Here is a 24731-nt window from a genome sequence, read left to right on the forward strand (position 1 = left end):
TTTCTATTTTAAATAAGCATTTTTGCCCATTCCTCTGACAAATTGCAATAAGCTGGTCATCCTCAGCTCAATGAAGGGCTGAGCGACTGTCTTAACAAAGTTGCTGGAGAGGACTGATGTCAGGGCTGCTGTTAAAAGTAAGAGGATCACTAAGCTTTGATAGTCAGTAAGCCAATCCTCAAGCCCGACCTGCCGTAATGTTTTAATAATAAACCCGTGAAGCAGATACACGTAAAATGTCCGGGTTCCCCATCTGGTAAAGAAATACCGTTTTTGCGGAACAAGCGCTAAAAAGCTGAAGGTTGCCCCAAAGGCGAGTACATACCAGCCGATTCGGGATAGTCCGCTTACCAGGGTAACGTCTCCAAATGAAGAATACGGTTTTGAACCAAACAGAAAAGAATAGTCAAAATCGATGCCCCAGCAGATGACGAATACTGCGGCAAGCACTCCGAGCGCAATTTGTTTGCCGCGTTTTGATCTCAATAAATCAAAATGATGTTTATTTAAATAAAAACCGACAAGGAACATCGGTAAGAATACGAATGTCCGTGACAAGCTCAGCGTGCTGCTGACAAAGTCCAGATAACCGATCAGCACGGCGATTCCGCAGCTGACAAACAGCGCCCACTGTTTTGAAAGCTTTGAAAAAGGATATAGGAGCAGGTTCCAAAAGAATAAGCTCACAAGAAACCATAACGACCATTGCGGATCAATCGGGTTCACATTTGCCATGCTTTCATCTTGCATAATGTAATAAAAGACGGAATAAATGATTTGGAAAATCAAATACGGAATAATCAGCTTGACCGCCAGCTTTTTTACATATCCCGCCCGTTTAAAGCCTTTCGCGAAATAACCGGATACAAGAATAAATGCAGGCATATGGAATGTGTAAATGAATTTGTAGAGGTAGAGCATAAAATGATTATCATTAATAAAGGAACGAAGGATATGACCGAATACAACAAGGAATATCAATAAAAATTTTGCGTTATCGAAATAACTGTCCCGCGATTTACTCATAGCATCACCTTCTCTTTCATCAGTCACTAAGAGATTATTCCCTGCTGGTACATATTTTAAAATAAAAGATGAAAAAGGAATCTAAAAAAATGCTGATTGTTAGGTCGATGTAAAGTGACGGTAAGGATCGTAGAAAATGTCTTCGTAATGTAATGGCGCTGAAATTTTCTGAAATTTATAGGGCAAATGAAGGAAGTTCCCGCATTTTGTAGAAATATTGAGGGATAGGTTTTGAAGAAGGAGTGTACATGCATGGAAACTCTTGGTGTCCAGACAAACTCGGAGCTGCGAGAGGAACTGAATCGCCTCAAAGAAGAAAACGCGCGACTGAAAAAGGAATTGAATCAGCATCAAGTGATTGTCAACAATACGCTCGATGCTATTTTTATTTGTGATAACGAAATGCGGATTGTTCAGGCAAATGAAGCAACAGAAAGGATGCTTCAAGTTGACTCGGAAGATTTGAAAAAGCGTTCTGTTTTGGATTTTTTGTTTTCAATTCCAAAGGATGAACTGAATCTTTCCGTAAAGAAGTTTTTTAAAAAAGGCTTTCTGTGGAAGGAGGTTCCGATCAGGCTTGATTGCGGGGCAACAAAATACATAGAGTTTCTGGCCAAAAGAGGTATTGGTGAGGATTTCTTTTTTGTTGTCATGAGGGACATATCTTCTAAGAAGATTCTGGAGCGGGAATTCTCTATGAATGAACAGCTTTTTAAGGACTTGTTTGACAGAGCAGTTGACGGAATCGTCCTGTTTGATAAAGATGGCGGTTTTATTGATGCCAATTTGTCCTTTTGTAAAAGCTTTGAAATCAATCATAATGAGCTGTCTCATTTATCTTTGTATGAGTTCATAGACAGCGGCTCACGAAAAGATTTCGACAATATCTGGAAGGCGCTCAACCGCAAGGGAAAAGCGAAGGGGGAGCTGCCTGTCAAGCTTCGTTCAGGAGTTCAAAAACTATTTGAATTCACGATTACATCAAACATCATCAGCGGTTTTTATATGTCCATTATGAGGGATATCACAGAGAAGCGGTCTATGGAGCTGCAGCTCTTTAAAAGTGAGGAGCGCTTCAGAGAAATCTTTGAAAATGCAATGGACGCCATCATCATCTGGTCGAATGACGGAAGAATCGTAAAAGCGAATCAATCTGCCTGTAAAATTTTTGAGCTGCCGATGAATTTGCTGTTGAAAAGAAAGCTGTGTGATTTTCTCGTTGACTCGCAGCAGAAATACAGCATAACGAAGAGGAAATACGCAAAATACGGAGAGATCAGAGAAGAGCTGCTGTTTCAAATGGGGAACGGCCAATTCAAAGAGCTTGAATTTACTTCAAAACGGACAATCCTTGAAAATCAGCATTTGACGATCTTAAGAAATGTAAGCGACAGAAAGCGGATGGAAAAGGAGCTTCGGGAAAGCGAGCTGAAATTCAGAAAAGTGTTCAACGGCTCAATGGACGGCAATGTATTGTTCGACAATCAATACAGGATCATCGACGCCAACCCGTTAGCAAGCCATATTTTGGGCCTGTCACATGAAGAGATCAAACAGCACAGCCTGTTAGATATTATTTCTGCTTATGAAATAGAAAATCTGGCATCACCGGCAAGGCAGATTAATTTTGATGAAATGGACAACGAAATTCCATTTTTGCTGAGCAGCGGTGATAACAGAAAACTCGAATTCTCATTTAAACGGAATATTATTCAAAATATGAACTTGGCTATCTTTAAAGACGTAACAGAGCGAAAAGAATTGGAGGAACGCCTGCGCAAATCAGATACCCTTCATGTTGTCGGCGAACTCGCAGCCGGCATTGCTCATGAAATCAGAAATCCGATGACTGCTCTTAAAGGCTTCATTCAGCTTCTGAAAGGGAGTGTCGAGGGAGACTACGCCCTTTACTTCAACGTGATCACCTCAGAACTAAAGCGCATCGAATCCATCATCACCGAATTCTTGATTTTAGCCAAGCCCCAGGCCATTATGTATGAGGAAAAACATGTTACCCAAATTATGAGGGACACGATAGACCTTCTAAATGCGCAAGCCAATCTCAGCAATGTACAAATGCAACTTGATTTAATTGACGACATTCCCCCGATTTACTGTGAACCGAATCAGCTGAAACAGGTTTTTATCAATATATTAAAAAACGCCATCGAAGTGATGCCTGACGGCGGAAATATTTTTGTAACGATAAAGGCATTGGATCAAGATCATGTTCTAATCTCCTTAAAAGACGAGGGAATCGGAATGACAGAAGATAAATTAAAGCGACTTGGTGAACCGTTTTATACGACAAAGGAACGGGGAACTGGACTTGGGCTTATGGTAAGCTATAAAATTATTGAAGAACATCAAGGCGAGATTATGGTAGAAAGTGAAGAAGGGAAGGGCACCGTTTTCCATATTACGCTTCCTGTCAGACAGAATGCTGAAGAAAGAAGGAATGATGAATGAACTACTATACGACAGCCGAAACGCCGCTCGGTGAACTTATCATTGCCGAAGAGGAGGACCGGATCACTCGTCTATTTCTCAGTCAGGAAGATTGGGTGGATTGGAAAGAAACGGTTCAGAATACTGAGCGTAAGGAAACACCTAATCTTGCAGAAGCGAAACAACAGCTTCAAGAATATTTCGCAGGCGAAAGGAAGACATTTACCCTGCCGCTCAGCCAAAAGGGCACTCCTTTTCAGCAAAAAGTGTGGCAAGCGCTGGAGAGGATTCCATATGGTGAATCCCGAAGCTATGCGGATATTGCCGCTGCGGTCGGCAGTCCTAAAGCGGTGCGCGCTGTCGGGCAGGCTAATAAACGTAACGACCTGCCGATTTTTGTCCCGTGCCACAGAGTGATCGGCAAAAACAGTGCGTTAACAGGATACGCCGGAAGCAAAACGGAGATCAAAGCATTTTTGCTAAACATCGAGCGAATCTCCTATAAAGAAAAATAAAACATATGGCACGTTCCCTTTTTTCACGGCCGACATATCATTTTATTAAGTTAAAAAAGTTGGTCTGATGAAAAAGGAGGACAAAGCAATTGAAGCCGAGCCGCTCTGAGAAACTTGCCGTTTTTGCCGAACTGTTTGTGAAACTGCATATCTTATCAAGCGCTCAAAAAGATGAAATCATCAATGTTAACAAAAAGAAACAAAAAAACCGCTGACTCGGCTCCAAATGAGCAAAGTCCAGCGGTTTTTTAATGCACCTTTTCTCCTCTAAACAGCTGTTCAATCTCTTCTTCATAGTTTCCGGTCATAATCCCTTTTTCTGTGATGATTCCTGAAATGAGATCATGAGGTGTAATGTCGAAAGCGGGATTAAAGACAGGCACATTGGATGGAGCGGTCCGAACTCCGGAAATCTGCCTGACTTCCTCGGGATCCCGTTCCTCTATCGGGATATCAGCGCCGCATTTGACCTTTGTATCAAATGTAGATAAAGGTGCGGCGACAAAAAACGGAATATCAAAGGCGTTTGCTAAAATAGCAAGACCGTATGTGCCGATTTTATTTGCCGTATCACCGTTCTTTGCAATTCGGTCGGCTCCGACGATAACAGCGGAAATTTGTTTTTCCTTCATCGTATGGGCAGCCATGCTGTCTGTGATCAGAGTGACATCAATGCCCCCCTGCATCAGCTCCCAAGCAGTAAGGCGTGAACCTTGCAGGACAGGCCTTGTTTCACAGGCATAAATGTGTAATCCCAAATCTTTTTGTTTGGCCAAGTAAAACGGAGCTAGCGCTGTTCCATAGCGGCTTGTCGCGATTGAGCCGGCATTGCAGATTGTCATGATCCTGTCGCCTTTTTTGAAAAGCTGCAGGGCGTTTTGGCCGATCAACCGGCACGTTTCCTCATCCTCGACCTGAATCTGAATTGCTTCATGGACAAGGTTTGTTTTTGCTTCATTTACGGAAATCGCGTTTTCGACCGAATGACTCAGTCTCTCAAGCGCCCATGACAAATTAATGGCGGTAGGCCGTGAGCTGTTTAAATATTGTTTGATGTCTTCCAGTCTGCGGCGGAATTCCGTGACATTATCTGTTTCAATGTTTTTGGCAGCAAGCGCTAGTCCGAAGGCAGCCGTAATGCCGATCGCCGGAGCGCCCCTTACTTTGAGCGTGACAATCGCATCAAATACATCCTCTTTCGTCGTCAGCTCCAAATATTCCGTCTCATCAGGAAGCTTTTGCTGATTTAAAATGGTAATAGCTGTTTCTTTCCATTCAACAGAACGTGGAACAGCAAATGAATGGGTCATGAATAGATCATTCCTTTACAAGTAACTTAAATAATTCAATAACATCTGTTATCGTTTTGAATTCCGAACGTTTTTCGATAAAGGCTGTGCCGGTTTCGAGCGCCAAGCGTTTTCTGCCGATTCGTTTATCAAACGGCACGATCGTATCCAGGTCAGCTACATGGGCAAGGCCGATCGTGCGTCGTATCAGCTCACAGCCCGCAAATCCGATTGCTTCTTCAAAAATATGGATGAGCGTATCAGTGAGGTAACCGTCGATGTTGGCGTAAACATCCAGACTGTCCTTCTGCCAGGCTTCACTAAACGTCTCTTCAAACGTTTTCCAGACCTGGTTGACATGTTCATATAACGGCTCTCTGTCAGCCCCGTCACGGCTGAGTGCGTTCAAAAATAAGTTGGCGATAAATTGCCCTACATCAAAGCCGATCGGTCCGTAAAAAGCAAACTCAGGATCAATCACCTTTGTTTCGTGCTCACTTGCGAAAATGCTTCCTGTATGCAAATCACCATGAATCAACGTTTCTGCAGACGTTAAAAATGACTTTTTCAGCTTAGCGGCTTCGATTTTAACGCTGTCATTATTCCAAAGCTTTTCGACAAAAGGACGAAGCTCTTCTTCAAAATCATTTGTGTCATGGTCGAAGAAAGGATCTGTAAAAACAAGTCTTTCCGTAATGTCGCATAGCTCTGGATTTGTAAACTGTTTAACAAGCTGTTTTTTCACCTTAGGTTCAAGCGCGTAATCTGATGAGTAGAAAAGTGTTTTTCCTAAAAATTCACCGATGTGCTGCGACAGATGAGGATAGTTTTCACCCTCAATGAGTCCTTTTCTTGCGATCTTGAGGTGAGAGAGATCCTCCATGACGGTAACCGCCATTTCCGTATCAGAATAAAACACTCTTGGAACCAGGTGAGGAACATGCTCGCCCTGACGGATGAGAGCGCTGCTTTCGATTCTTGCACGGTCGATTGTCAGCGGCCAGCTTTCTCCCACCACTTTTGCATACGGAACCGCCTGTTTAATGATCAATGCTCTGTCATGTTCTTGATCATAAATATGAAAAACGTAATTTAAGTTGCCGTCTCCGATCTCCTGGCATGTCAGCGTGCTTTTGCTTGGAAAAAGGCCAAGCTTCACCGCCAACGCCACAGCGGAGCTTTCATTTAACGTTTCGTATAAAGGTGTTTTTGTGACTCCCATCATCATAACCTCCAATTATGTAATCACTTAATATGTGGCCGTAAAAAAGCCTCCTTCTCAGAGAGAAGGAGGCTTAACATCTATGTCCGCCTCTCTTATCTCTCAGATCAGATCTGAATGGAATTAGCACCGTGCCTTAAGAGACCAGCGTCTCGGCGCGAAAAAGATGCGCCCCATTTCACAATGGAATTACGGTCGGTTGCTGTTGGGGTCAAAAGGCCAAATCCCTCGCCCAACTCTCGATAAGAGAATATATTCACTTGTTTGACAATTCTAATTTATCAGTTGATGAACATGGTAACAGGTAATTTAGTTAGTTGTCAATATATTTTTTAATATAAATCTTTTCTGATATCATCGAAAACAGGAATGCTCTCCCGAACTTCTGCGCTTTCTTGAAGGTCAATTTCCGCTCGGACTATGCCTTCTTCCCGGCCGCCTTCAGCAAGTACACGCCCCCATGGATCAATAATCAGACTATGACCTGCAAATTCATTATCCGGATTTGAACCGGTACAATTGCAGGCTGCGACAAAGCATTGGTTTTCAATGGCCCGCGCAATAAGCAGGCTTTTCCAATGATCAAGGCGGGGAAGAGGCCATTCCGCAGAAATAAACAGCACGTTGGCGCCTTTTGTCGTATGTTTTCTGATCCATTCCGGAAAACGGATATCGTAACAGATCAATCCAGAGCTTTTGACGCCGTCAAGCTCAAAGTATCCGTCTTCGGAACCGGCTGATAAATACAGATGCTCATCCATCAGCTGAAAAAGATGGGCTTTTCTGTACTCTTTAATGATTTGCCCTTCCTTATCCGCGATGTACATTGTATTATAAACATCAGAATTCTTCCTGACAGCGACCGATCCGGCGACAATATGAACACCATGTTTTTTTGCCGTTTTCTTCAGCCAGCTCTGAGCGGAGCGGCCGTCTTCATCAGCGAGTTCATCAAGATTGGCCAGATCATATCCGGTCGTCCATAATTCAGGCAGAACAAGAACATCAGCATGTTTGCTTTCTTTTTCGATGAAAAATTCAGCCTTTTTTATATTTTCCGAAGGTTTTCCGTATGAAATATCAAATTGAAGACAAGATATCGTCCATTTCATCTTTTTAACACCCCAAATTTTTCTTTACTTTTTTCATTTAACCATATATGATGATGGACTATCATTTCAAGATTTTTTTAGAAGGTGAGAATAGATGAAATTTGAACAGTCTCATGTATTGAAGGAATTGCCTAAACAATTCTTCGCTTCTCTGGTGCAGAAAGTGAACCGAAAGCTCGCAGAAGGACATGACGTTATCAATCTAGGACAGGGAAATCCAGATCAGCCGACTCCGGAACATATTGTCGAGGAGATGAAACGAGCTGTTGCTGATCCTGAGAATCATAAATATTCGTCTTTTCGCGGCTCATACCGTCTGAAGTCAGCGGCTGCTGCATTTTACAAAAGAGAATACGGCATTGATCTGGATCCGGAAACCGAAGTCGCTGTATTATTCGGCGGAAAAGCCGGTCTAGTCGAGCTCCCGCAATGCTTGTTGAATCCCGGTGATACGATTTTAGTTCCCGATCCGGGTTATCCTGATTACTGGTCGGGTGTCACACTTGCAAAAGCAAAAATGGAAATGATGCCGCTCGTAAAGGACAGGGCGTTTCTCCCTGATTACAGCAGCATAACCGCTGAAGTAAGGGAACAGGCGAAATTGATGTATTTAAATTATCCGAATAATCCGACCGGAGCTGTTGCTACTTCTGAGTTCTTTGAAGACACCGTGCGTTTTGCGACTGAAAACGGAATCTGCGTCGTTCACGATTTTGCTTACGGCGCTGTAGGATTTGACGGCTGCAAGCCTTTAAGCTTTTTGCAGACTGAAGGTGCGAAGGATATCGGAATTGAAATTTACACGCTGTCAAAAACGTATAATATGGCAGGATGGCGGGTTGGCTTTGCCGTCGGAAACGCTTCGGTCATTGAAGCGATCAATCTTTATCAAGACCATATGTTTGTCAGTCTTTTCAGAGCGACTCAGGAGGCTGCAGCAGAGGCACTGTTAGCCGATCAGACGTGTGTGGCAGAGCAAAATGCCAGGTATGAGAGCAGGAGAAACGCTTGGATCACGGCATGCCGGGAAATCGGCTGGGATGTAACAGCTCCCGCAGGTTCTTTTTTTGCATGGCTGCCTGTGCCTGAAGGCTATACTTCTGAGCAGTTCTCAGATCTTTTGCTGGAAAAAGCGAATGTGGCAGTTGCGGCTGGAAACGGCTTCGGTGAATATGGCGAGGGCTACGTCAGAGTCGGACTTTTATCAAGTGAAGAAAGACTTAAGGAAGCTGCTTATCGAATTGGCAAACTGAACCTGTTTACCCAAAAAAGCATTGACAAGACCTTATAACGATGGGATAATTCAAAATAATTTATAAAATCTATATTTTCTTATCAAGAGCAGGCAGAGGGACGAGCCCGATGAAGCCCGGCAACCGACTTATAAAGCACGGTGCTAATTCTTGCAGCTAGCGGCTGAGAGATAAGATTCGGACGAGAAACGAAACCTCTTTAGACGCGATTGCAGTTTGAAGAGGTTTTTTGATATGGATGAAATGAAAGGAGCTCTGGCATGAGTGAGTTATTAGCGACATATCTCCTGACCGAACCGGGAGCCGATACAGAGAAGAAAGCAGAACAAATCGCAACAGGATTGACAGTAGGCTCCTGGACTGATCTGCCCCTTGTAAAACAGGAGCAAATGCAAAAGCACAAGGGGCGGGTGATAAAAGTTGAGGAGAGAGAGGGAACTGCTGAATCAGAAAAACAAGCGGTCATCACAATTGCCTATCCTGAAATCAATTTCTCTCAGGATATTCCGGCTTTGCTGACAACAGTGTTTGGCAAGCTGTCGCTGGACGGAAAAATCAAATTAATCGATCTTCACTTCTCTGAAGCATTTAAGCGTGCACTGCCGGGACCGAAGTTTGGCGTATACGGCATCAGGAAGCTGCTGGGAGAGTTTGAGAGACCGCTGTTAATGAGCATATTTAAAGGCGTAATCGGAAGGGACCTGAGTGATATTAAAGAACAGCTCCGGCAGCAGGCGCTTGGCGGAGTTGACTTAATTAAAGACGATGAAATTTTCTTTGAGACAGGTCTAGCACCTTTTGAAACAAGAATTGCAGAAGGAAAGCAAATATTGAAAGAAACGTATGAGCAGACCGGACATAAAACGCTGTATGCGGTGAATTTGACTGGACGTACGGCTGATCTGAAAGACAAAGCGAGACGCGCCGCCGAGCTGGGAGCGGATGCGCTTTTGTTTAATGTCTTCGCTTACGGCTTGGACGTTATGCAAGGCCTTGCGGAAGATCCTGAAATCCCAGTTCCGATTATGGCGCATCCAGCGGTCAGCGGAGCGTTTACGTCTTCTCCGTTTTACGGTTTTTCTCACGCTCTTTTACTCGGAAAATTAAACCGATATTGCGGTGCTGACTTCAGCCTCTTTCCGTCTCCATATGGTTCGGTTGCGCTTCCAAGAGCAGATGCACTGGCGATTCATGAAGAATGTGTGAGAGAGGATGCTTTTAACCAAACATTTGCGGTTCCGTCAGCAGGCATTCATCCCGGCATGGTTCCGCTATTAATGCGTGATTTCGGCATAGACCACATTATTAACGCCGGAGGAGGCGTACATGGACATCCGAACGGTGCCCAAGGCGGGGGGCGAGCGTTCAGAGCCATTATTGATGCGGTCCTAGAGGCCCAGCCGATTGATGAAAAAGCCGAACAATGCAAGGATCTTAAGCTTGCGCTAGATAAATGGGGAAAGGTTGAAGCCGTATGACGACTCGAAAACCTTTTATTATTTGTGATTTTGACGGAACCATCACGATGAACGACAACATTATAAATATCATGAAAACATTTGCTCCCCCAGAGTGGGTGGCATTAAAAGACGGCGTACTTTCCAAAACGCTGTCGATCAAGGAAGGTGTCGGGCGGATGTTCGGCCTTCTGCCCAGCCGTTTAAAAGAAGAGATTACAAGTTTTGTATTGGAAGATGCAAAAATCAGGGAAGGCTTTCGGGAATTTGTAGCATTTATCAATGAGCACGAGATTCCGTTTTATGTCATAAGCGGTGGAATGGACTTTTTTGTATATCCTTTGCTTGAAGGCATTGTGGAGAAAGACCGCATTTATTGCAACCATGCTTCATTTGACAATGACTATATCCATATTGACTGGCCTCATTCCTGCAAGGGCACATGCAGCAATCAATGCGGGTGCTGTAAGCCGTCGGTCATCCATGAACTTTCTGAACCGAACCAATATATCATCATGATCGGTGATTCGGTTACAGATGTGGAGGCAGCAAAGCTGTCTGACCTATGCTTTGCAAGGGATTATTTATTAAACGAATGTCGGGAGCAAAACCTCAATCATCTTCCGTATCAAGATTTTTATGAGATCAGAAAGGAAATTGAGAATGTAAAGGAGGTACAGGAATGGCTGCAAAACAAGAACGCTGGCGAGAGCTCGCTGAAGTAAAACGGGAATTGGCAGAGAGAGATTGGTTTCCGGCTACTAGCGGTAATCTGTCAATTAAGGTTACAGATGAGCCTTTAACATTTCTCGTCACTGCAAGCGGAAAAGATAAACGCAAAGAGACGGTTGAAGATTTTCTGCTGGTCGATCAAAACGGAGAGCCTGCTGAAAGCGGGCATTCTCTGAAACCGTCAGCAGAAACGCTTTTGCATACACATTTGTACAATAAAACCAATGCCGGATGCTGCCTGCATGTCCATACGGTAAACAATAATGTGATTTCAGAGTTATACGGAGACCAAAAGAAAATCACATTCAAAGGCCAGGAAATTATAAAAGCACTCGGCTTGTGGGAAGAGAACGCAGAAGTGACCATTCCGATTATAGAAAATCCGGCACATATCCCGACGCTTGCGGCACTGTTTGCGGAAGAGATTTCAGAAGATTCAGGAGCTGTTCTGATCCGAAATCATGGTATTACGGCTTGGGGGAGAACAGCATTTGAGGCAAAAAGAGTGCTTGAAGCGTATGAATTTTTGTTCAGCTACCATTTGAAATTGAAAACACTCCAGCATCAGCTGGTTAAATAAAAGGAGGAATTGAAATGGCTACAATTCGAATTCATGATGAGGCAAATACAACGATTGAAAATCAAGAGGAAGTGGCAAGCTTTCTGGACAGTCAAGAGGTTATTTATGAGCAATGGGATATCACGAAGCTTCCGGAACATCTCTCAGAGAAATATGACCTGACAGAAGAAGAAAAACAGCAAATTCTTGATACCTTTGAAACTGAAATTAAAGATATCTCAACCCGCCGCGGCTATAAAGCACAGGATGTTATTTCATTGTCAGACAGCAACCCGAAACTTGATGAACTGCTTGAAAATTTTAAAAGAGAGCATCACCATACAGACGATGAGGTTCGTTTTATCGTAAGCGGACACGGTATTTTTGTCATTCAAGGCAAGGACGGCACGTTTTTTGATGTCCGTTTAAACCCTGGAGATTTAATCTCTGTGCCTGAGAATATCCGCCATTACTTCACGCTTCAGGAGGACCGCAAAGTTGTCGCGGTGAGAATTTTTGTCACAACTGAAGGCTGGGTTCCTATTTATGAAAAAGACAGCGTGAATCAATAAGCATGAGATAGCCCCGTTCATCGAACGGGGCTTTTTATATTTATTGCAAACGCCACTTTTCATACTGTGACAGTTCTTTTTTAATCAGTGTCCAAATCAAACCTAAAACAGCTGCATCGTCAATGAATCCAAGTCCGAGGATTACGTCTGGAATGATATCGAGCGGCATGACGATATACAGGATTGCGGCAGTTAACAGCAAAAGTGTTTTAACCTGTGAACGAGGGTAGTCGCCATTTCGCCAATCGCGAAGCATCTGAAAAAAAATAGTGATGTGCTGAATACATTTTTTTCGGTTTTTCCTCTTCAAAATTGCTTTTCCGCCTGCCGCTCCGAGCATAATTGCTTTCTTTTTCTTCATTGGGCATACCTCCTGCCTGGCGGCGTGTTTAAGATATTCTTCACCTGGGTATTGTTCTTCTAATCCTATCAATATATCTATTATACCTGAAAAATTAACTTATTTAATGAAAATATGTTTACAAATAAAGTATAATCTGTAATAATGCACAATAACCCAATCAAACTTGTTTCCTATTTCTTAGCGGCGAGGGGTGAAGTGAATGGGCGGTTCTTCTGAACAAGAAAGATTGTTGGTGTCTATTGATGAAAAAAGAAAGTTAATGATAGATGCCGCTAGAAAGCAGGGATTTACAGGGCATGACACGATCAGGCACAGTCAGGAGCTGGATTGTTTAATAAATGAATATCACCAGCTTATGCAAGAAAACGAACATTCCCAAGGGATTCAAGGCCTTGTAAAGAAATTAGGCTTGTGGCCCCGCAGAGATGTTATGCCAGCATATGATGCAAATAAATAGCGGCCTATCAGATGCATATATAAAGAGAGAGCTTTTCGGAAGCGCTCTTTTTTTCTGGAAAAAATTCATATGAAAGAGGGAACTAATGAAGGAACTGGCGATTCTCATTACCGAAATGGTCAATCAATTTCATGATGCTTTTATTTCCTTATGCGGAATATTGGGCATTCATTTAACTGACAAAGAAATGCATTTTTGGGTGATCGGCATTTTTGGCATATTCTTTTTCGGCGTCACTCACGCTGTGTTTACATGGCTTTCTAAATGGAGTATGACAGCCTTGTCCTTTATCTATACCGTTACAGTCATCATTGTCATCGTATTTGCGATTGAGATTCAGCAAAAGGTGACGGGGAGAGGGAATATGGAGTTTTTAGATGCCACGGAAGGTATAAAGGGTTTTTTAGTATTTTTTATGTTTTTTTTGCTTTTGAAAATGCTGTTGCGTTTCATCAAAATCCTTTTTTCTGGAAGACCAGCAAGCAAATCGAATGGCAATGCCCGATCACGAAGATAAAAAACCCTCCTGACATGGTCAGGGGGGCTATGATGCGGATACGGGGAGGGTGATTGTCACCTCTGTGCCTCTTCGCACTTCACTTTCAATATGAATAGAGCCTCCGTACATCAGCACGATCCGTTTACAAACAACAAGGCCGAGACCGGTTCCTTTTTCTTTAGAAGTAACAAAGGGAAGGAAGATGTGATCCAGCATTTCCTGAGAAATCCCTTCACCGTTATCCACAACTTTGATTATGGCTTTTTTATCTAAAGCTCCTAGGGAGATCGTCAGTTTGCCTCCTTCAGGCATTGACTCGAGGCCATTTTTTGCTACATTTAAAATCACTTGTTTAATATGATCTTTTGTACATTTTACGAGTAAGGGCTGCTCGGTTAAATACTGTAATTCGACTTCAACATTGTATAGATTGCCCTCAGAATAAATGATCGGCATAATTTCTCCGATAATGTCCTGAAGTGAGTTCAGCTCCCATTTTTCAGCTGTCGGCTTGCCGAGAACGAGAAACTCACTCACTATTTGATTGATGCGCTTTATCTCCTGTTCGATAATGGAGAAGTAAAGCTGATCTTCCTCACCTTTATATTTCTTTTGCAACAGCTGAATAAAGCCGCTTATGCCGGTGAGGGGGTTACGGATTTCATGGGCTGTGCTGGCAGCAAGCGTCCCGATCAGCTCTAATTTTTGCGCCTCGTTTTCTGAGCGCTCCAGCTGGGTCTGCCGCTTCAGCAAATAATACAGCACGAGAATAAAAAGGATATTCAGCAGTACAATAATACATGAAAGCGGAAGCACAAGGCTTTTCGACAGTTCTTCTATTGTGACCGGGTTTGGATATACTTTCATATTCCAGCTGATATCATCCAGATATCCGCTGACAGGTTTCTGATCCTCTGCATGAGAGGCTTGTCCGCTCGCAAAAATCATTTTCCCGTCTTGGTTCACAACTTCAATATAAACATCAGGGCTCAGCAAGTTAATGAGATTTTTTAAATAATCAATTTGAATTGCTGCGACAAGATAATCTGTCACATTACGTTTTGAGTCCAAAACAGGCACACAAATTGTGAAAATTGGCTGACCAGTAATTCTGCTCGAATAACTATCTGAAATGACTGTCTTTTTAGTTTCCTTTGCTTTTGTAAAAAAAGATCTGTCGGCCAGGTTTACTTTCGTTTTTAATTCGGTTGTGCTTGCGGTGACGTCTCCTTTGGCATTGAGAAAATAGAGACCGGAAAATCTCGGCTCTGAATCAAAGGTCTTTTCCAAAATTGACTGCATTTTCTTTATATCAACCGGTCTGTCGATGGCGATGGACAAGGAGGTCATTCTCGCCATTGTTTCTCCGATTAAATAATTGATTTTGTTGCGGTGAAGGTTTAGCAGGACACTTGCTTCTTGTTTATGTTCTGCAGCTATTGTATCTTTTTCTTTTTCATATACGAAAAAGCTGATGACGATTGCCGGAATCACGACCAGTATGATATAAAGTTTGACTCTCCCGCAGGCGCCTTTTAGTATTTTCAATTTGCATCGCTCCAACATACACCTGATTAGAGGTATTATATCATTGTTTCTTCTTCTTTAATAAGAAAAAATAACCAAAAAAATTAGAAAAAGGTGTTGGCAAGCTTACATTTTAAAAAAGAAGAGAAATATTGGAAAGATTTTTATTGACATTTTGGTCTTTGTTTATTAATGTTTCTCTGTAACGGTTTCTAAAAGGATGATTGAGACATGACAGAAAAATCACTGAAGTTATTTATCGTGCTGTCGCGCGCGTATCGGTCTATTAACGATCATATGAATAAGCATATTCATAAGCATGGGCTGAATCCGACTGAATTTGCTGTGCTAGAGCTTTTGTACCATAAAGGCGATCAGCCGCTGCAGCAGATAGGAGATAAAATTCTCTTGGCTAGCGGGAGCATCACATACGTTGTAGATAAGCTGGAGCAAAAAGAACTTCTCATTCGGAAAGCGTCTCCTACAGACAGACGAGTGACATTTGCGCAAATTACTGAAAAAGGCATCGGTCTTTTGAACGATATTTTCCCTGATCACGCTGCTGAAATTGATGAAATGATCAGCGTATTAAGCGAAGAAGAGGTAGAGATGTGCACCGAAATGTTAAAAAGAGTAGGATTAAACGCAAAACAGTTTCATAATAAGTAAAAAAAGGAAGCCTGATATGTCACAAGGCTTCCTTTTTTGCTATTTTTCATTTGTTTCCGCTGCGCCTCTTGGCAAAATGAGAACTTCAACCCGCCGGTTTTTGCTTCGGCCTTCCGCAGTTTTGTTGGAAGCCACCGGTTTATACTCGCCATAACCCTTGGCGCTGAACACTTTTGTATCGAGCTTGGGATTTTCAATCAGGAGTCCCATAAAGTTTACCGCTCTCATGACACTTAAATGCCAGTTTGATTGGAATTCAGAATTTTTAATTGGCATATTATCAGTATGTCCGCTGATAATGATATTTCTTGGCGGGTTAATCACAAGAAGATTTGAAATCTCTTTTGCAAGCGGCACATCTTCCTTACGGATGGTCGCTTTTCCAGAATCAAAGAAGATGCTGTCTTTAATCGTAATCAGAAGGCCTTCACTAGTCATCTTCGTCTCCAGCTGATGTTCCAGCTTTTTATCTTTGATGAACTTTTCCACCTGGCTCTTCACATTTTCAAGTTCTTCTTGATCAGCTGCTTTTTCTTTTTCTTTCTTGTTTTTCTCTTTCTCTTCTTTTTCCTTTTTCACTTCATCGATGCCGTCTGACTCGTTTTCAGGAGGAGTGACACTGGAGTAGTCCAGTACACCGGTGCCGCCTGTAAAAACTTCATTAAATGATTTTGAGAGCATTTGAAACTTAGCTGCGTCAATTGAGCTGCTCGCGTACAGCACAATAAACAATGCTAGGAGAAGAGTAAGGATGTCGGCGTAAGGCACGAGCCATGATTCATCAACGTGCTCGTCCTCATGCTTCTTCTTCTTTTTTCTCGCCATTTTGCGCCTCTCCTTGTTCTGCAAATTTCAAGCGGTCCTTCGCAGGAAGATACATTAAAAGCTTTTGTTCGATGACTTTCGGTGCCTGTCCTTCTAAAACGGATAACACACCTTCAATCATGACTTCACGCAGTTTTACTTCTTGTTTTGATTTTCGCTTTAATTTATTTGCGAAGGGATGCCATAACACATACCCTGTGAAGATACCGAGAAGTGTGGCAACAAAGGCAGCACTGATGGCGTGCCCCAGCTCATCTGTGTTATCCATATGAGAGAGGGCGGCAATTAGCCCGATTACAGCGCCGAGTACTCCAAGTGTTGGCGCGTACGTTCCCGCTTGTGTAAAGATAGCGGCTCCGGCTTGGTGCCTGTCCTCCATTGCTTCGACTTCCTCTGTCATGATATCTCTGATAAATTCCGCGCTTTGCCCGTCAACAGCCATGCTGAGCCCGTTTTTCAAGAAAGCATCATCTACATCCTCAATGCTTGCTTCTAAAGCAAGCAGACCTTCACGGCGTGCAAGCTGGGCCCATTCAGAGAACATAGGAATGAGTTCCTCTATTGTGAGCTGTTTATTTTCCTTAAATAACACTCGAAACAGCGTAGGCACTTTTTTAATTTCTTTTGTTGGGAACGCAATAACGACTGCTGAGATTGTCCCGGCGATAATAATTAAAATGGCAGCGGGGTTTGCAAGGGCGCTGAAACTGACGCCTTTCAGAACCATCCCGACGCTCAATGCCACAAAAGCAAGAATAATACCGATTAACGAAGTTTTATCCATAGTTTTCACCAAATCCTTTTTTACTAGCTTGTCTATGGTTAATATCGGTTTTGGTGCCCGGAACTTTAGGGACATTGTGAATTTGTTCATGAAATATTCAAGGAAGAGGCATAGAAGGGAGAAATAAACAAAAACGGGCTCTCCAAAATTGAAAAGCCCGGGGGTCTACTGAAATTAGCAGCTTGCTTGCAAGCTGTCCTTCAGATGGTATTCATATAATAGTAGAAATACATATTCACTGTATATAAACATGTTCCATCCCTCCTTAAAAAAAGTGTAAAGGATGAAGGGAAGTAGCGCTTCAGGAGAAGGGACGGTAATTTCTAAGTCAAGAGTATGAAAGTATAAAAAAAAGCGGCTTCCTAAAAGGAAACCGCTGATTGTTATTTTGCTCGCACTTTGATTTTATCATCTTCTAAAATCACGTGAAAACTTGTGATCTCGCCATTATCAAGCAGCAGATCGGTCATTTCATCCTCAACCCATTCTTGGATGGTTCTTCTAAGCGGACGTGCACCGAATGAAGGGTGGTAGCCCAGCTCAGCGATTTTTTCTTTCGCTTCATCTGTCACATTCAAGCTAATGCCCCGTTCAGCCAATGTTTCTTCAAGTTCTCCAAGAAGAAGGCTGACGATTTTGACAAGATGTTCTTTTTCCAATGAGCGGAACTCAATAATGCTGTCAAAACGGTTGAGGAACTCAGGTTTAAAGAACATGCTCAGTGAATCAATCAATGTTTGTTCTTCGATGACACTGTCATCTGATTGGAAACCGACTTTCGTTTGTTTCTCACCAGCACCCGCATTACTTGTCATGATGATCACTGTGTCTTTGAAGCTTACAGTTCTGCCTTGGCTGTCTGTCAGACGGCCATCTTCCATAATTTGCAGGAACATATGCTGAACGTCTGGGTGTGCTTTTTCAATCTCATCCAGCAACACAATGCTGTAAGGATTGCGGCGCACTTTCTCAGTTAATTGTCCAGCTTCCTCATGGCCGACATATCCAGGCGGTGAACCGATAATTTTAGATGCGGCGTGTTTCTCCATGTATTCGCTCATATCGAGTCGGATAATAGCGTCTTTTGTGCCGAATAATTCATCTGCCAGTGTTTTAGAAAGCTCTGTTTTCCCTACGCCGGTAGGACCGACGAAGAGGAAGGAGCCGACTGGTCTGTTTTTGGATTTTAAACCGGCGCGGCTTCGTCTTACCGCCTTTGCCACTTTTTGAACAGCGGCTTCTTGTCCAATCACGCGTTCATGAAGTTTTGCTTCGAGTTCTTTCATTTTCGTTTGTTCGTCTGCCTGCAGTTTGCCGACAGGGATGCCTGTTTTTTGTTCAACAATTTCCTGAATGTGCTCAGCTTCCACAGTGACAGCGGTATGAGCGGAGGAGCTGTTCAGTTTTTTCTCCAATGCGAGTTCTTCATCACGGAGTTTTGCCGCCAGTTCGTAATTTTCTTCTTCCAAGGCTTTTGTTTTTTCGGCTTCAATTGCAGTTAAGCGTTCAGCGGCATCCTCATCATTCAGTTCATCAATTAACAGGTTGGCTTTTGAACCTGCTTCATCTAATAAATCAATTGCTTTATCCGGCAGGTGTCTGTCCTGAATGTAGCGGGATGATAAAGTGACACACGCTTTGATTGCTTCATCACTGAATGTTACGCCATGGTATGCCTCGTATTTGTCTTTAATCCCTTGCAGAATGAGGATAGCCTGTTCAATTGAAGGCTCCTGCACCATGACAGGCTGAAAACGTCTTTCCAGCGCGGCATCTTTTTCGATTTGACGATATTCTTTCAGTGTTGTCGCGCCAATGACTTGCAGTTCGCCTCTGGCTAGGGCCGGTTTGAGAATGTTGCCGGCGTCCATTGATCCTTCTGCAGAGCCTGCGCCGACGAGAAGGTGAATTTCATCAATGAACAGAATGACATTTTTTCGTTCCTTCAGCTCAGTGATCAGCTGTTTCATTCTCTCCTCAAATTGGCCTCTGATCCCTGTGTTTGCAACAAGGGATGCAACATCAAGCAAATATAGCTCTTTGTTTTTCAGTTTGTTTGGAACATCACCTTCAGCAATTTTTAAAGCGAGCCCTTCAGCGATGGCAGTTTTCCCTACACCCGGCTCACCAATAAGAACCGGATTGTTTTTGTTGCGGCGGTTTAGAATTTCGATCACTCGCGCCACTTCATCATCACGGCCGATGACGGGGTCAATGAGACCGGCTTTAGCACCGTTTGTAATATTTTGAGCCAGCTCATCAAGCAACCCTTTTTTTCCGCTTTGTTTTGCTGCGCTGTGTTCTTTCGGCTGGAATGCCTGTTCAAACGGAAATCCGAAAGATTGAGGACCCATACTCATTGAAGGTTTACGGGTCAGTTCGTTATAGCAAGTTTCACAAAGAACCATCTGTTTATGAACGGAATTTAATTGCATGTTAAGGCGAATCGTCGCCTCGTTTTGATGACAATATTGACAACGCATTTGCCAAAACCTCCTTAATAATCTGATCTTCTTTGACCAATGAAAGTGAATAAAAAGGTCTATTGGATTTGACCTTCTTTGACTATTAGTATACGGCAAACTTAACGGCATTCAAACCAATATGCTCAAAGCAGACTGAATATTTGACTATCTTTGACCAATTGATTTTTAAAAAAGGCCGGTTTGTTTGACCAACTTTGATTAATAGTATACTCTGACTATCTTTGACTTTCAAGTCTTATGCACAAAAAATTTTTGATTTGTTACAAAGTAAAACATGTTTTCTTCGTCTTTTCAAGGAACTTGTCTCATAGGTTATAAAAAGGCATATATGGACAAAACTGCGGTTCGTTCGGAGGGAAGAAATGGAACAATCAAAAGGGTCTGCAAGTCAGCTTGCTTTTGTGTATGTCGGCACAGTAGTCGGAGCTGGATTTGCGACTGGGAGGGAAATTGTTGAGTTTTTTCTGAAGTTCGGCTGGTTCGGTTTATTCGGCATTCTCGTCAGCGGCGGAATGTTTACGTTACTGGGGGCCAAGCTGATGATCATTTCAAAGCGAATCAATGCCAAGTCATATCAAGAAATGAACATATTTTTGTTCGGGGCGGCGGCTGGGCGGATTATCAATGTATTTATGCTGTTTGTTCTCCTTGGAGTTACATCTGTTATGCTTTCAGGGGCAGGGGCGCTTTTTGAGGAACAGCTGGGGATGTCCGCTCAGATTGGGATGCTCATTACAATCGGTCTGAGCTTAATTGTGATGACTAGAGGAGTAAAAGGCATTTTCGGTGTCAATGTGTTTGTTGTTCCTCTTTTAATCATCTTTTCAATGATTGTGGTGGCCGACTCTTTTATATTCAGCGAATCACGAAACGCAGCTCAGTGGGTCTGGCCGCATCGCTGGGATTGGCTGTTATCAGCTGTTTCTTACGGGGCTTTGAATTTATCGCTTGCCCAAGCGGTTTTGGTTCCGCTGGCGAATGAAATGTCATCGGAGAAAGTGATCAAAAAAGGCGCTTTAATCGGAGGCACGATGCTGACGATTGTGCTGTCCGCGAGTTTTCTGTCTTTGTCAACTCTTCCGGATGTATTTTTATATGATATACCGATGGCACAAGTGGTTTATCTCTTTGCACGATCTGTCCATTTGATTTATTTACTCATTATTTTCGGAGAAGTGTTCACATCAGTTATCGGTAATCTATATGGATTAGAAAAACAAGTGCAAAGCTTTCTTCCAGTGAAAAGCAAATATATCTTTGCGGCCATTATGATCACGGCTTATATTACGAGCCAAATAGGGTACGGCAGGCTTATTTCAACGATTTATCCCTTGTTTGGCTATGTGAGCCTGGCCTTCATAGGCGCTTTGCTTTGCAAAAAAGCTCCTCGGCGGCGCAGTTTATAAATATATATAATGAAACGAACCGTCACTATAGAGCGATAATTGATCTAGGAACCGGGGACTGACTTTTTTATTGTCAAGAAAAACATCATTATGGTAAGATAGCAGAAGTGAAAAAAATGAAGAAAATCCGTGCGATATGCGGGAGAGGTTCTAGCTACACCCTCTATAAAAAACTAAGGACGAGCTGTATCCTTGGATACGGCCTTTTTTATGTTTTTCTAGAGCACCTTCCGAAAAAAGGTGTTTTTTTGCGTGAATTAGCTGTAGCGATGTCTCTCGGCGGCGTTTTTATTGCGGAGAAGGAGAGGAATCATGAAAAAAGAAAAAGCAATTGTCGTATTTAGCGGCGGCCAAGACAGCACAACATGCTTACTGTGGGCCTTAAAAGAATTCGAAGAAGTCGAAACGGTGACTTTTCATTATAATCAGCGACATTCGCAGGAAATTGAAGTGGCAAAATCCATTGCGGAAAAGCTTGGTGTGAAAAATCATTTGCTTGATATGTCACTTTTAAATCAGCTTGCACCGAATGCACTGACTAGAAATGATATTGAGATAGAAGTAAAAGACGGCGAACTGCCATCCACATTCGTTCCAGGCCGCAATTTGGTTTTCTTATCCTTTGCGTCTATCCTGGCTTACCAAATTGGCGCGCGCCACATTATTACAGGAGTTTGTGAGACAGACTTCAGCGGTTACCCTGATTGTCGTGACGAATTCGTGAAATCTTGCAATGTAACGGTAAATCTGGCGATGGAGAAGCCGTTTGTGATTCATACGCCTCTCATGTGGCTCAATAAGGCGGAAACGTGGAAGCTTGCAGATGAGCTTGGCGCGCTGGAGTTTGTGAAAAACAACACGCTGACATGCTATAACGGCATCATCGCCGACGGCTGCGGCGAATGTCCGGCATGTCATCTTCGTTCAAAAGGTTATGAAGAATATATGGTGATGAAAGGAGAGCGTGCATAAATTGTTATCTCAAATTTATCCGCAGGCCCAGCATCCTTATTCGTTTGAACTGAATAAGGACATGCATATCTCAGCCGCTCATTTTATCCCTAGGGAAAGTGCGGGAGCGTGCAGCAGGGTTCACGGGCATACGTATACCGTAAATATAACCGTTGCCGGCGACGAACTTGACGATTCAGGCTTTCTTGTCAATTTCAGCGTACTCAAAAAACTGGTGCACGGAAACTATGATCACACGCTATTAAATGATCATGAAGATTTTTCTCAGGACGATCGGTATTCGCTGCCGACAACTGAAGTCGTGGCGAAAACGATTTATGACAACGTACAGGCTTATTTAGACACTTTGGAGAATAAGCCGACCTGTGTACAGGTGTTTGTCCGTGAAACACCGACAAGCTACTGTGTCTACCGTCCGAAAAAGGGTGGTTTGAATGGCTAAAGGAATTCCTGTATTAGAAATTTTCGGCCCGACGATTCAAGGAGAAGGCATGGTGATCGGACAGAAAACGATGTTCGTCCGGACAGCCGGCTGCGATTATTCCTGCAGCTGGTGTGACTCCGCCTTCACTTGGGACGGGTCTGCTAAAAAAGATATTCGCTGGATGACGGCGGAGGAGATTTTTGCGGAGCTTAAGAACATTGGGGGAGACGCATTTTCTCATGTGACGATCTCAGGCGGCAACCCGGCCCTGTTAAAACAGCTGGATGCTTTTATTGAACTGCTGAAGGAAAATAACATCCGTGCAGCGCTTGAAACTCAAGGGACCGTTTATCAGGATTGGTTTACGCTGATTGATGACCTGACAATTTCCCCAAAACCGCCAAGCTCAAAAATGGTAACGAACTTTCAAAAGCTTGACCACATTTTAACTTCACTTCAAGAGAATGATAGACAGCATGCTGTCAGCTTGAAGGTTGTCATCTTTAATGATGAAGATCTGGAATTTGCCAAAACGGTGCACAAGCGGTATCCGGGAATCCCGTTTTATTTACAAGTCGGCAATGATGACGTGCATACGACAGATGATCAGTCACTGATTGCACATTTGCTTGGAAAATATGAAGCGCTTGTTGATAAGGTAGCTGTCGATGCGGAGCTGAATCTCGTCAGAGTGCTCCCGCAGCTGCACACCCTGTTATGGGGCAACAAACGCGGAGTATAATAGAAAGGAAGATGAACATGACGACAAGAAAAGAATCAGAATTAGAAGGTGTAACACTCTTAGGCAACCAAGGTACAAATTATTTGTTCGAATATGCACCGGACGTGCTGGAATCCTTCCCTAATAAACATGTAAACCGTGACTACTTTGTAAAATTCAATTGTCCGGAATTCACATCTTTATGTCCTAAAACAGGGCAGCCTGACTTTGCGACAATCTACATCAGCTACATTCCTGATGAAAAAATGGTTGAAAGCAAATCATTAAAGCTGTATCTATTCAGCTTCAGAAACCATGGTGACTTCCACGAGGACTGCATGAACATCATCATGAATGACTTGATCGAATTAATGGACCCGCGCTACATTGAAGTATGGGGCAAATTCACGCCAAGAGGCGGAATTTCCATTGACCCGTACACAAACTACGGAAAGCCTGGCACGAAGTATGAGAAAATGGCCGAATACCGTATGATGAACCATGATTTGTATCCGGAGACAATTGATAATCGTTAATTATTCCGTTGTGTGATACGGAGTTTAAAAGGAAGTGGAGTCACAGTAAAATCCGAACATTCAGCGTTAATTTTCAGCGGAAATGTGACCCGAAGTGACCGGAGTGTGACCTGAGGTGCAACCTGAACTGTGACTTTTATGCAGTGAAAAATTGATAGTACAGAAGCAGATTAAGGCGTACAATTTGTACGTCTTTTCTTTTTTATCCGAGAGAAAAAATGCCTATCTAGAGATCATAGGCATTAAATATTATTATCAATATCTTCATTATTTTTTGGCTAAGTTTCTGAACCTTCTCTTTAACATTTGAAACAGCTCTTTTTTGAATTTCATCAAAGTTCTCCTGAATATAGTCCATGACACTTCTAATTAGAACTTCACTTTCAAAATTGAATATCTCATTTATTTCTGACTGTTCTTCATCTGTTAGGTGATGGTATTGAAGTTGTTTAGCATTTACTTCAGCAGCTACATCAATCCTAACTTAGTTGTTCTGGTTGTACAATTTCATATTCACCTTCTGCATACTCTTGCTCCGCATAATGGCCTCCCCATTGACAGAGCTCCTGCAAGATAGGTTTAAGAGATTCTCCAAGTTCAGTGGATGAATATTCAACCTTCGGCGGTACTTGATTATACATCTTTCTGCTCACAAGTCCACTGGCTTCAAGCTCTCTAAGTGTTTGAATCAGCATTTTCTGAGTTATATTTGGGATAATGCGCTTTAATTCACTCGTTCTCTTTGGTCCATTCATTAAAAAGTATAATACAAGGCCTTTCCATTTTCCGCCAATAACCTCCTTTGTCACTTCAAACCCACAGCTAAATTTTTTCATGTCTAAAGCTCTCCATTCCACATTTATTACTTTTTAGTTA

General features: G+C 42.8%; 26 protein-coding genes and 3 riboswitches. Of the genes, 16 read left to right on the top strand and 10 right to left on the bottom strand.

Going from position 1 to position 24731, the window contains the following annotated elements; genetic code table 11:
- Window positions 1–3: 3 nt before the first annotated feature.
- Entirely contained in the window at window positions 4–1026 is a 1023-nt protein-coding gene (locus tag WA279_RS04990) for an acyltransferase family protein (RefSeq protein ID WP_327829197.1), read from the bottom strand.
- Between the two features lie 252 nt (window positions 1027–1278).
- On the opposite strand from WA279_RS04990, the gene kinE reads away from it, so the two are divergent.
- From kinE to WA279_RS05005, 3 genes are all read left to right on the top strand, one after another.
- A complete protein-coding gene (kinE, locus tag WA279_RS04995) occupies window positions 1279–3495 on the top strand; it encodes a sporulation two-component system sensor histidine kinase KinE (protein ID WP_003232504.1) in 2217 nt (738 codons plus the stop codon).
- Entirely contained in the window at window positions 3492–3989 is a 498-nt protein-coding gene (gene ogt / locus WA279_RS05000) for a methylated-DNA--protein-cysteine methyltransferase (RefSeq protein ID WP_336154542.1), read from the top strand. The genes kinE and ogt overlap by 4 nt, the downstream gene beginning before the upstream one ends.
- 89 nt (window positions 3990–4078) lie before the next feature.
- Window positions 4079–4204, top strand: coding sequence for a hypothetical protein (locus WA279_RS05005; protein WP_003232500.1), 126 nt, complete (start codon window positions 4079–4081; stop codon window positions 4202–4204).
- Between the two features lie 33 nt (window positions 4205–4237).
- Here WA279_RS05005 and mtnA read toward each other — a convergent pair whose 3' ends face one another.
- The 3 genes from mtnA to WA279_RS05020 all read right to left on the bottom strand — a co-directional run bounded on the left by mtnA (window position 4238) and on the right by WA279_RS05020 (window position 7612).
- The gene (mtnA, locus tag WA279_RS05010) at window positions 4238–5299 is read right to left on the bottom strand and encodes an S-methyl-5-thioribose-1-phosphate isomerase (RefSeq protein ID WP_021479417.1); all 1062 of its coding nucleotides are present in this window, start codon (window positions 5297–5299) and stop codon (window positions 4238–4240) included.
- Window positions 5300–5306: 7 nt separating this feature from the next.
- The gene (gene mtnK, locus WA279_RS05015) at window positions 5307–6500 is read right to left on the bottom strand and encodes an S-methyl-5-thioribose kinase (protein ID WP_251187040.1); all 1194 of its coding nucleotides are present in this window, start codon (window positions 6498–6500) and stop codon (window positions 5307–5309) included.
- 92 nt (window positions 6501–6592) lie between these two features.
- Window positions 6593–6749: riboswitch (SAM riboswitch) on the bottom strand.
- 83 nt (window positions 6750–6832) lie between these two features.
- On the bottom strand, window positions 6833–7612 hold the full coding sequence (locus tag WA279_RS05020) for a carbon-nitrogen family hydrolase (RefSeq protein WP_003232495.1): 780 nt from the start codon (window positions 7610–7612) through the stop codon (window positions 6833–6835).
- 94 nt (window positions 7613–7706) lie between these two features.
- Between WA279_RS05020 and mtnE the strand changes: the two genes are divergently transcribed.
- The 5 genes from mtnE to mtnD all read left to right on the top strand — a co-directional run bounded on the left by mtnE (window position 7707) and on the right by mtnD (window position 12185).
- Complete coding sequence (gene mtnE, locus WA279_RS05025; RefSeq protein ID WP_336154544.1) at window positions 7707–8903, top strand: methionine-glutamine aminotransferase; 1197 nt, start codon at window positions 7707–7709, stop codon at window positions 8901–8903.
- A gap of 38 nt (window positions 8904–8941) precedes the next feature.
- A riboswitch (SAM riboswitch) is annotated at window positions 8942–9042 on the top strand.
- Between the two features lie 83 nt (window positions 9043–9125).
- Window positions 9126–10343, top strand: coding sequence for a 2,3-diketo-5-methylthiopentyl-1-phosphate enolase (mtnW, locus tag WA279_RS05030; protein ID WP_335388467.1), 1218 nt, complete (start codon window positions 9126–9128; stop codon window positions 10341–10343).
- Window positions 10340–11047, top strand: coding sequence for a 2-hydroxy-3-keto-5-methylthiopentenyl-1-phosphate phosphatase (mtnX, locus tag WA279_RS05035; RefSeq protein ID WP_003232486.1), 708 nt, complete (start codon window positions 10340–10342; stop codon window positions 11045–11047). The genes mtnW and mtnX overlap by 4 nt, the downstream gene beginning before the upstream one ends.
- Window positions 11005–11634, top strand: coding sequence for a methylthioribulose 1-phosphate dehydratase (locus tag WA279_RS05040; protein WP_015483162.1), 630 nt, complete (start codon window positions 11005–11007; stop codon window positions 11632–11634). Before mtnX ends, WA279_RS05040 begins: the two co-directional genes overlap by 43 nt.
- Before the next feature lie 14 nt (window positions 11635–11648).
- Window positions 11649–12185 (top strand): acireductone dioxygenase, encoded by a 537-nt coding sequence (mtnD, locus tag WA279_RS05045; protein ID WP_003232483.1) that lies wholly within the window; start codon window positions 11649–11651, stop codon window positions 12183–12185.
- Window positions 12186–12225: 40 nt separating this feature from the next.
- Here mtnD and WA279_RS05050 read toward each other — a convergent pair whose 3' ends face one another.
- On the bottom strand, window positions 12226–12546 hold the full coding sequence (locus WA279_RS05050; protein ID WP_014479630.1) for a YkvA family protein: 321 nt from the start codon (window positions 12544–12546) through the stop codon (window positions 12226–12228).
- 202 nt (window positions 12547–12748) lie between these two features.
- Here WA279_RS05050 and spo0E point away from each other — a divergent pair, with 202 nt between their 5' ends.
- Window positions 12749–13006: an aspartyl-phosphate phosphatase Spo0E gene (gene spo0E / locus WA279_RS05055; RefSeq protein ID WP_003218598.1), complete on the top strand. Its 258-nt coding sequence runs from the start codon at window positions 12749–12751 to the stop codon at window positions 13004–13006.
- Window positions 13007–13091: 85 nt separating this feature from the next.
- Complete coding sequence (locus WA279_RS05060) at window positions 13092–13523, top strand: hypothetical protein (protein ID WP_327829202.1); 432 nt, start codon at window positions 13092–13094, stop codon at window positions 13521–13523.
- A gap of 27 nt (window positions 13524–13550) precedes the next feature.
- Here WA279_RS05060 and kinD read toward each other — a convergent pair whose 3' ends face one another.
- Window positions 13551–15071: a sporulation kinase KinD gene (kinD, locus tag WA279_RS05065; RefSeq protein WP_015252216.1), complete on the bottom strand. Its 1521-nt coding sequence runs from the start codon at window positions 15069–15071 to the stop codon at window positions 13551–13553.
- Window positions 15072–15263: 192 nt separating this feature from the next.
- Here kinD and mhqR point away from each other — a divergent pair, with 192 nt between their 5' ends.
- Window positions 15264–15701: a MarR family transcriptional regulator MhqR gene (gene mhqR, locus WA279_RS05070; protein ID WP_003232475.1), complete on the top strand. Its 438-nt coding sequence runs from the start codon at window positions 15264–15266 to the stop codon at window positions 15699–15701.
- A gap of 39 nt (window positions 15702–15740) precedes the next feature.
- On the opposite strand, the gene motB is transcribed toward mhqR, so the two are convergent.
- The 3 genes from motB to clpE all read right to left on the bottom strand — a co-directional run bounded on the left by motB (window position 15741) and on the right by clpE (window position 19793).
- Window positions 15741–16526, bottom strand: coding sequence for a flagellar motor protein MotB (motB, locus tag WA279_RS05075; RefSeq protein ID WP_251187042.1), 786 nt, complete (start codon window positions 16524–16526; stop codon window positions 15741–15743).
- A complete protein-coding gene (gene motA / locus WA279_RS05080) occupies window positions 16498–17310 on the bottom strand; it encodes a flagellar motor stator protein MotA (RefSeq protein ID WP_003244739.1) in 813 nt (270 codons plus the stop codon). The genes motB and motA overlap by 29 nt, the downstream gene beginning before the upstream one ends.
- Before the next feature lie 383 nt (window positions 17311–17693).
- On the bottom strand, window positions 17694–19793 hold the full coding sequence (gene clpE, locus WA279_RS05085) for an ATP-dependent protease ATP-binding subunit ClpE (protein WP_336154549.1): 2100 nt from the start codon (window positions 19791–19793) through the stop codon (window positions 17694–17696).
- Between the two features lie 365 nt (window positions 19794–20158).
- Here clpE and WA279_RS05090 point away from each other — a divergent pair, with 365 nt between their 5' ends.
- The 5 genes from WA279_RS05090 (at window position 20159) to queF (ending at window position 23855) form a co-directional block, all read left to right on the top strand.
- A complete protein-coding gene (locus WA279_RS05090; RefSeq protein ID WP_336154550.1) occupies window positions 20159–21202 on the top strand; it encodes a YkvI family membrane protein in 1044 nt (347 codons plus the stop codon).
- 138 nt (window positions 21203–21340) lie between these two features.
- Window positions 21341–21385, top strand: a riboswitch (PreQ1 riboswitch).
- 129 nt (window positions 21386–21514) lie between these two features.
- Window positions 21515–22174, top strand: coding sequence for a 7-cyano-7-deazaguanine synthase QueC (queC, locus tag WA279_RS05095; protein WP_014476630.1), 660 nt, complete (start codon window positions 21515–21517; stop codon window positions 22172–22174).
- Window positions 22167–22616 (top strand): 6-carboxytetrahydropterin synthase QueD, encoded by a 450-nt coding sequence (gene queD, locus WA279_RS05100; RefSeq protein WP_003232462.1) that lies wholly within the window; start codon window positions 22167–22169, stop codon window positions 22614–22616. Before queC ends, queD begins: the two co-directional genes overlap by 8 nt.
- Window positions 22609–23340, top strand: coding sequence for a 7-carboxy-7-deazaguanine synthase QueE (gene queE, locus WA279_RS05105; RefSeq protein ID WP_192858387.1), 732 nt, complete (start codon window positions 22609–22611; stop codon window positions 23338–23340). The genes queD and queE overlap by 8 nt, the downstream gene beginning before the upstream one ends.
- 17 nt (window positions 23341–23357) lie before the next feature.
- Window positions 23358–23855, top strand: a complete 498-nt coding sequence (gene queF, locus WA279_RS05110; RefSeq protein WP_003218613.1) for a preQ(1) synthase — start codon at window positions 23358–23360, stop codon at window positions 23853–23855.
- A gap of 479 nt (window positions 23856–24334) precedes the next feature.
- Here the strand turns inward: queF and WA279_RS05115 are convergent, their stop codons facing one another.
- A complete protein-coding gene (locus WA279_RS05115) occupies window positions 24335–24691 on the bottom strand; it encodes a winged helix-turn-helix transcriptional regulator (RefSeq protein WP_014417586.1) in 357 nt (118 codons plus the stop codon).
- Between the last annotated feature and the right edge of the window lie 40 nt (window positions 24692–24731).

Origin of the sequence: Bacillus sp. 204(2023) (assembly GCF_037027505.1) — a bacterium.
Taxonomy (GTDB): domain Bacteria; phylum Bacillota; class Bacilli; order Bacillales; family Bacillaceae; genus Bacillus; species Bacillus subtilis.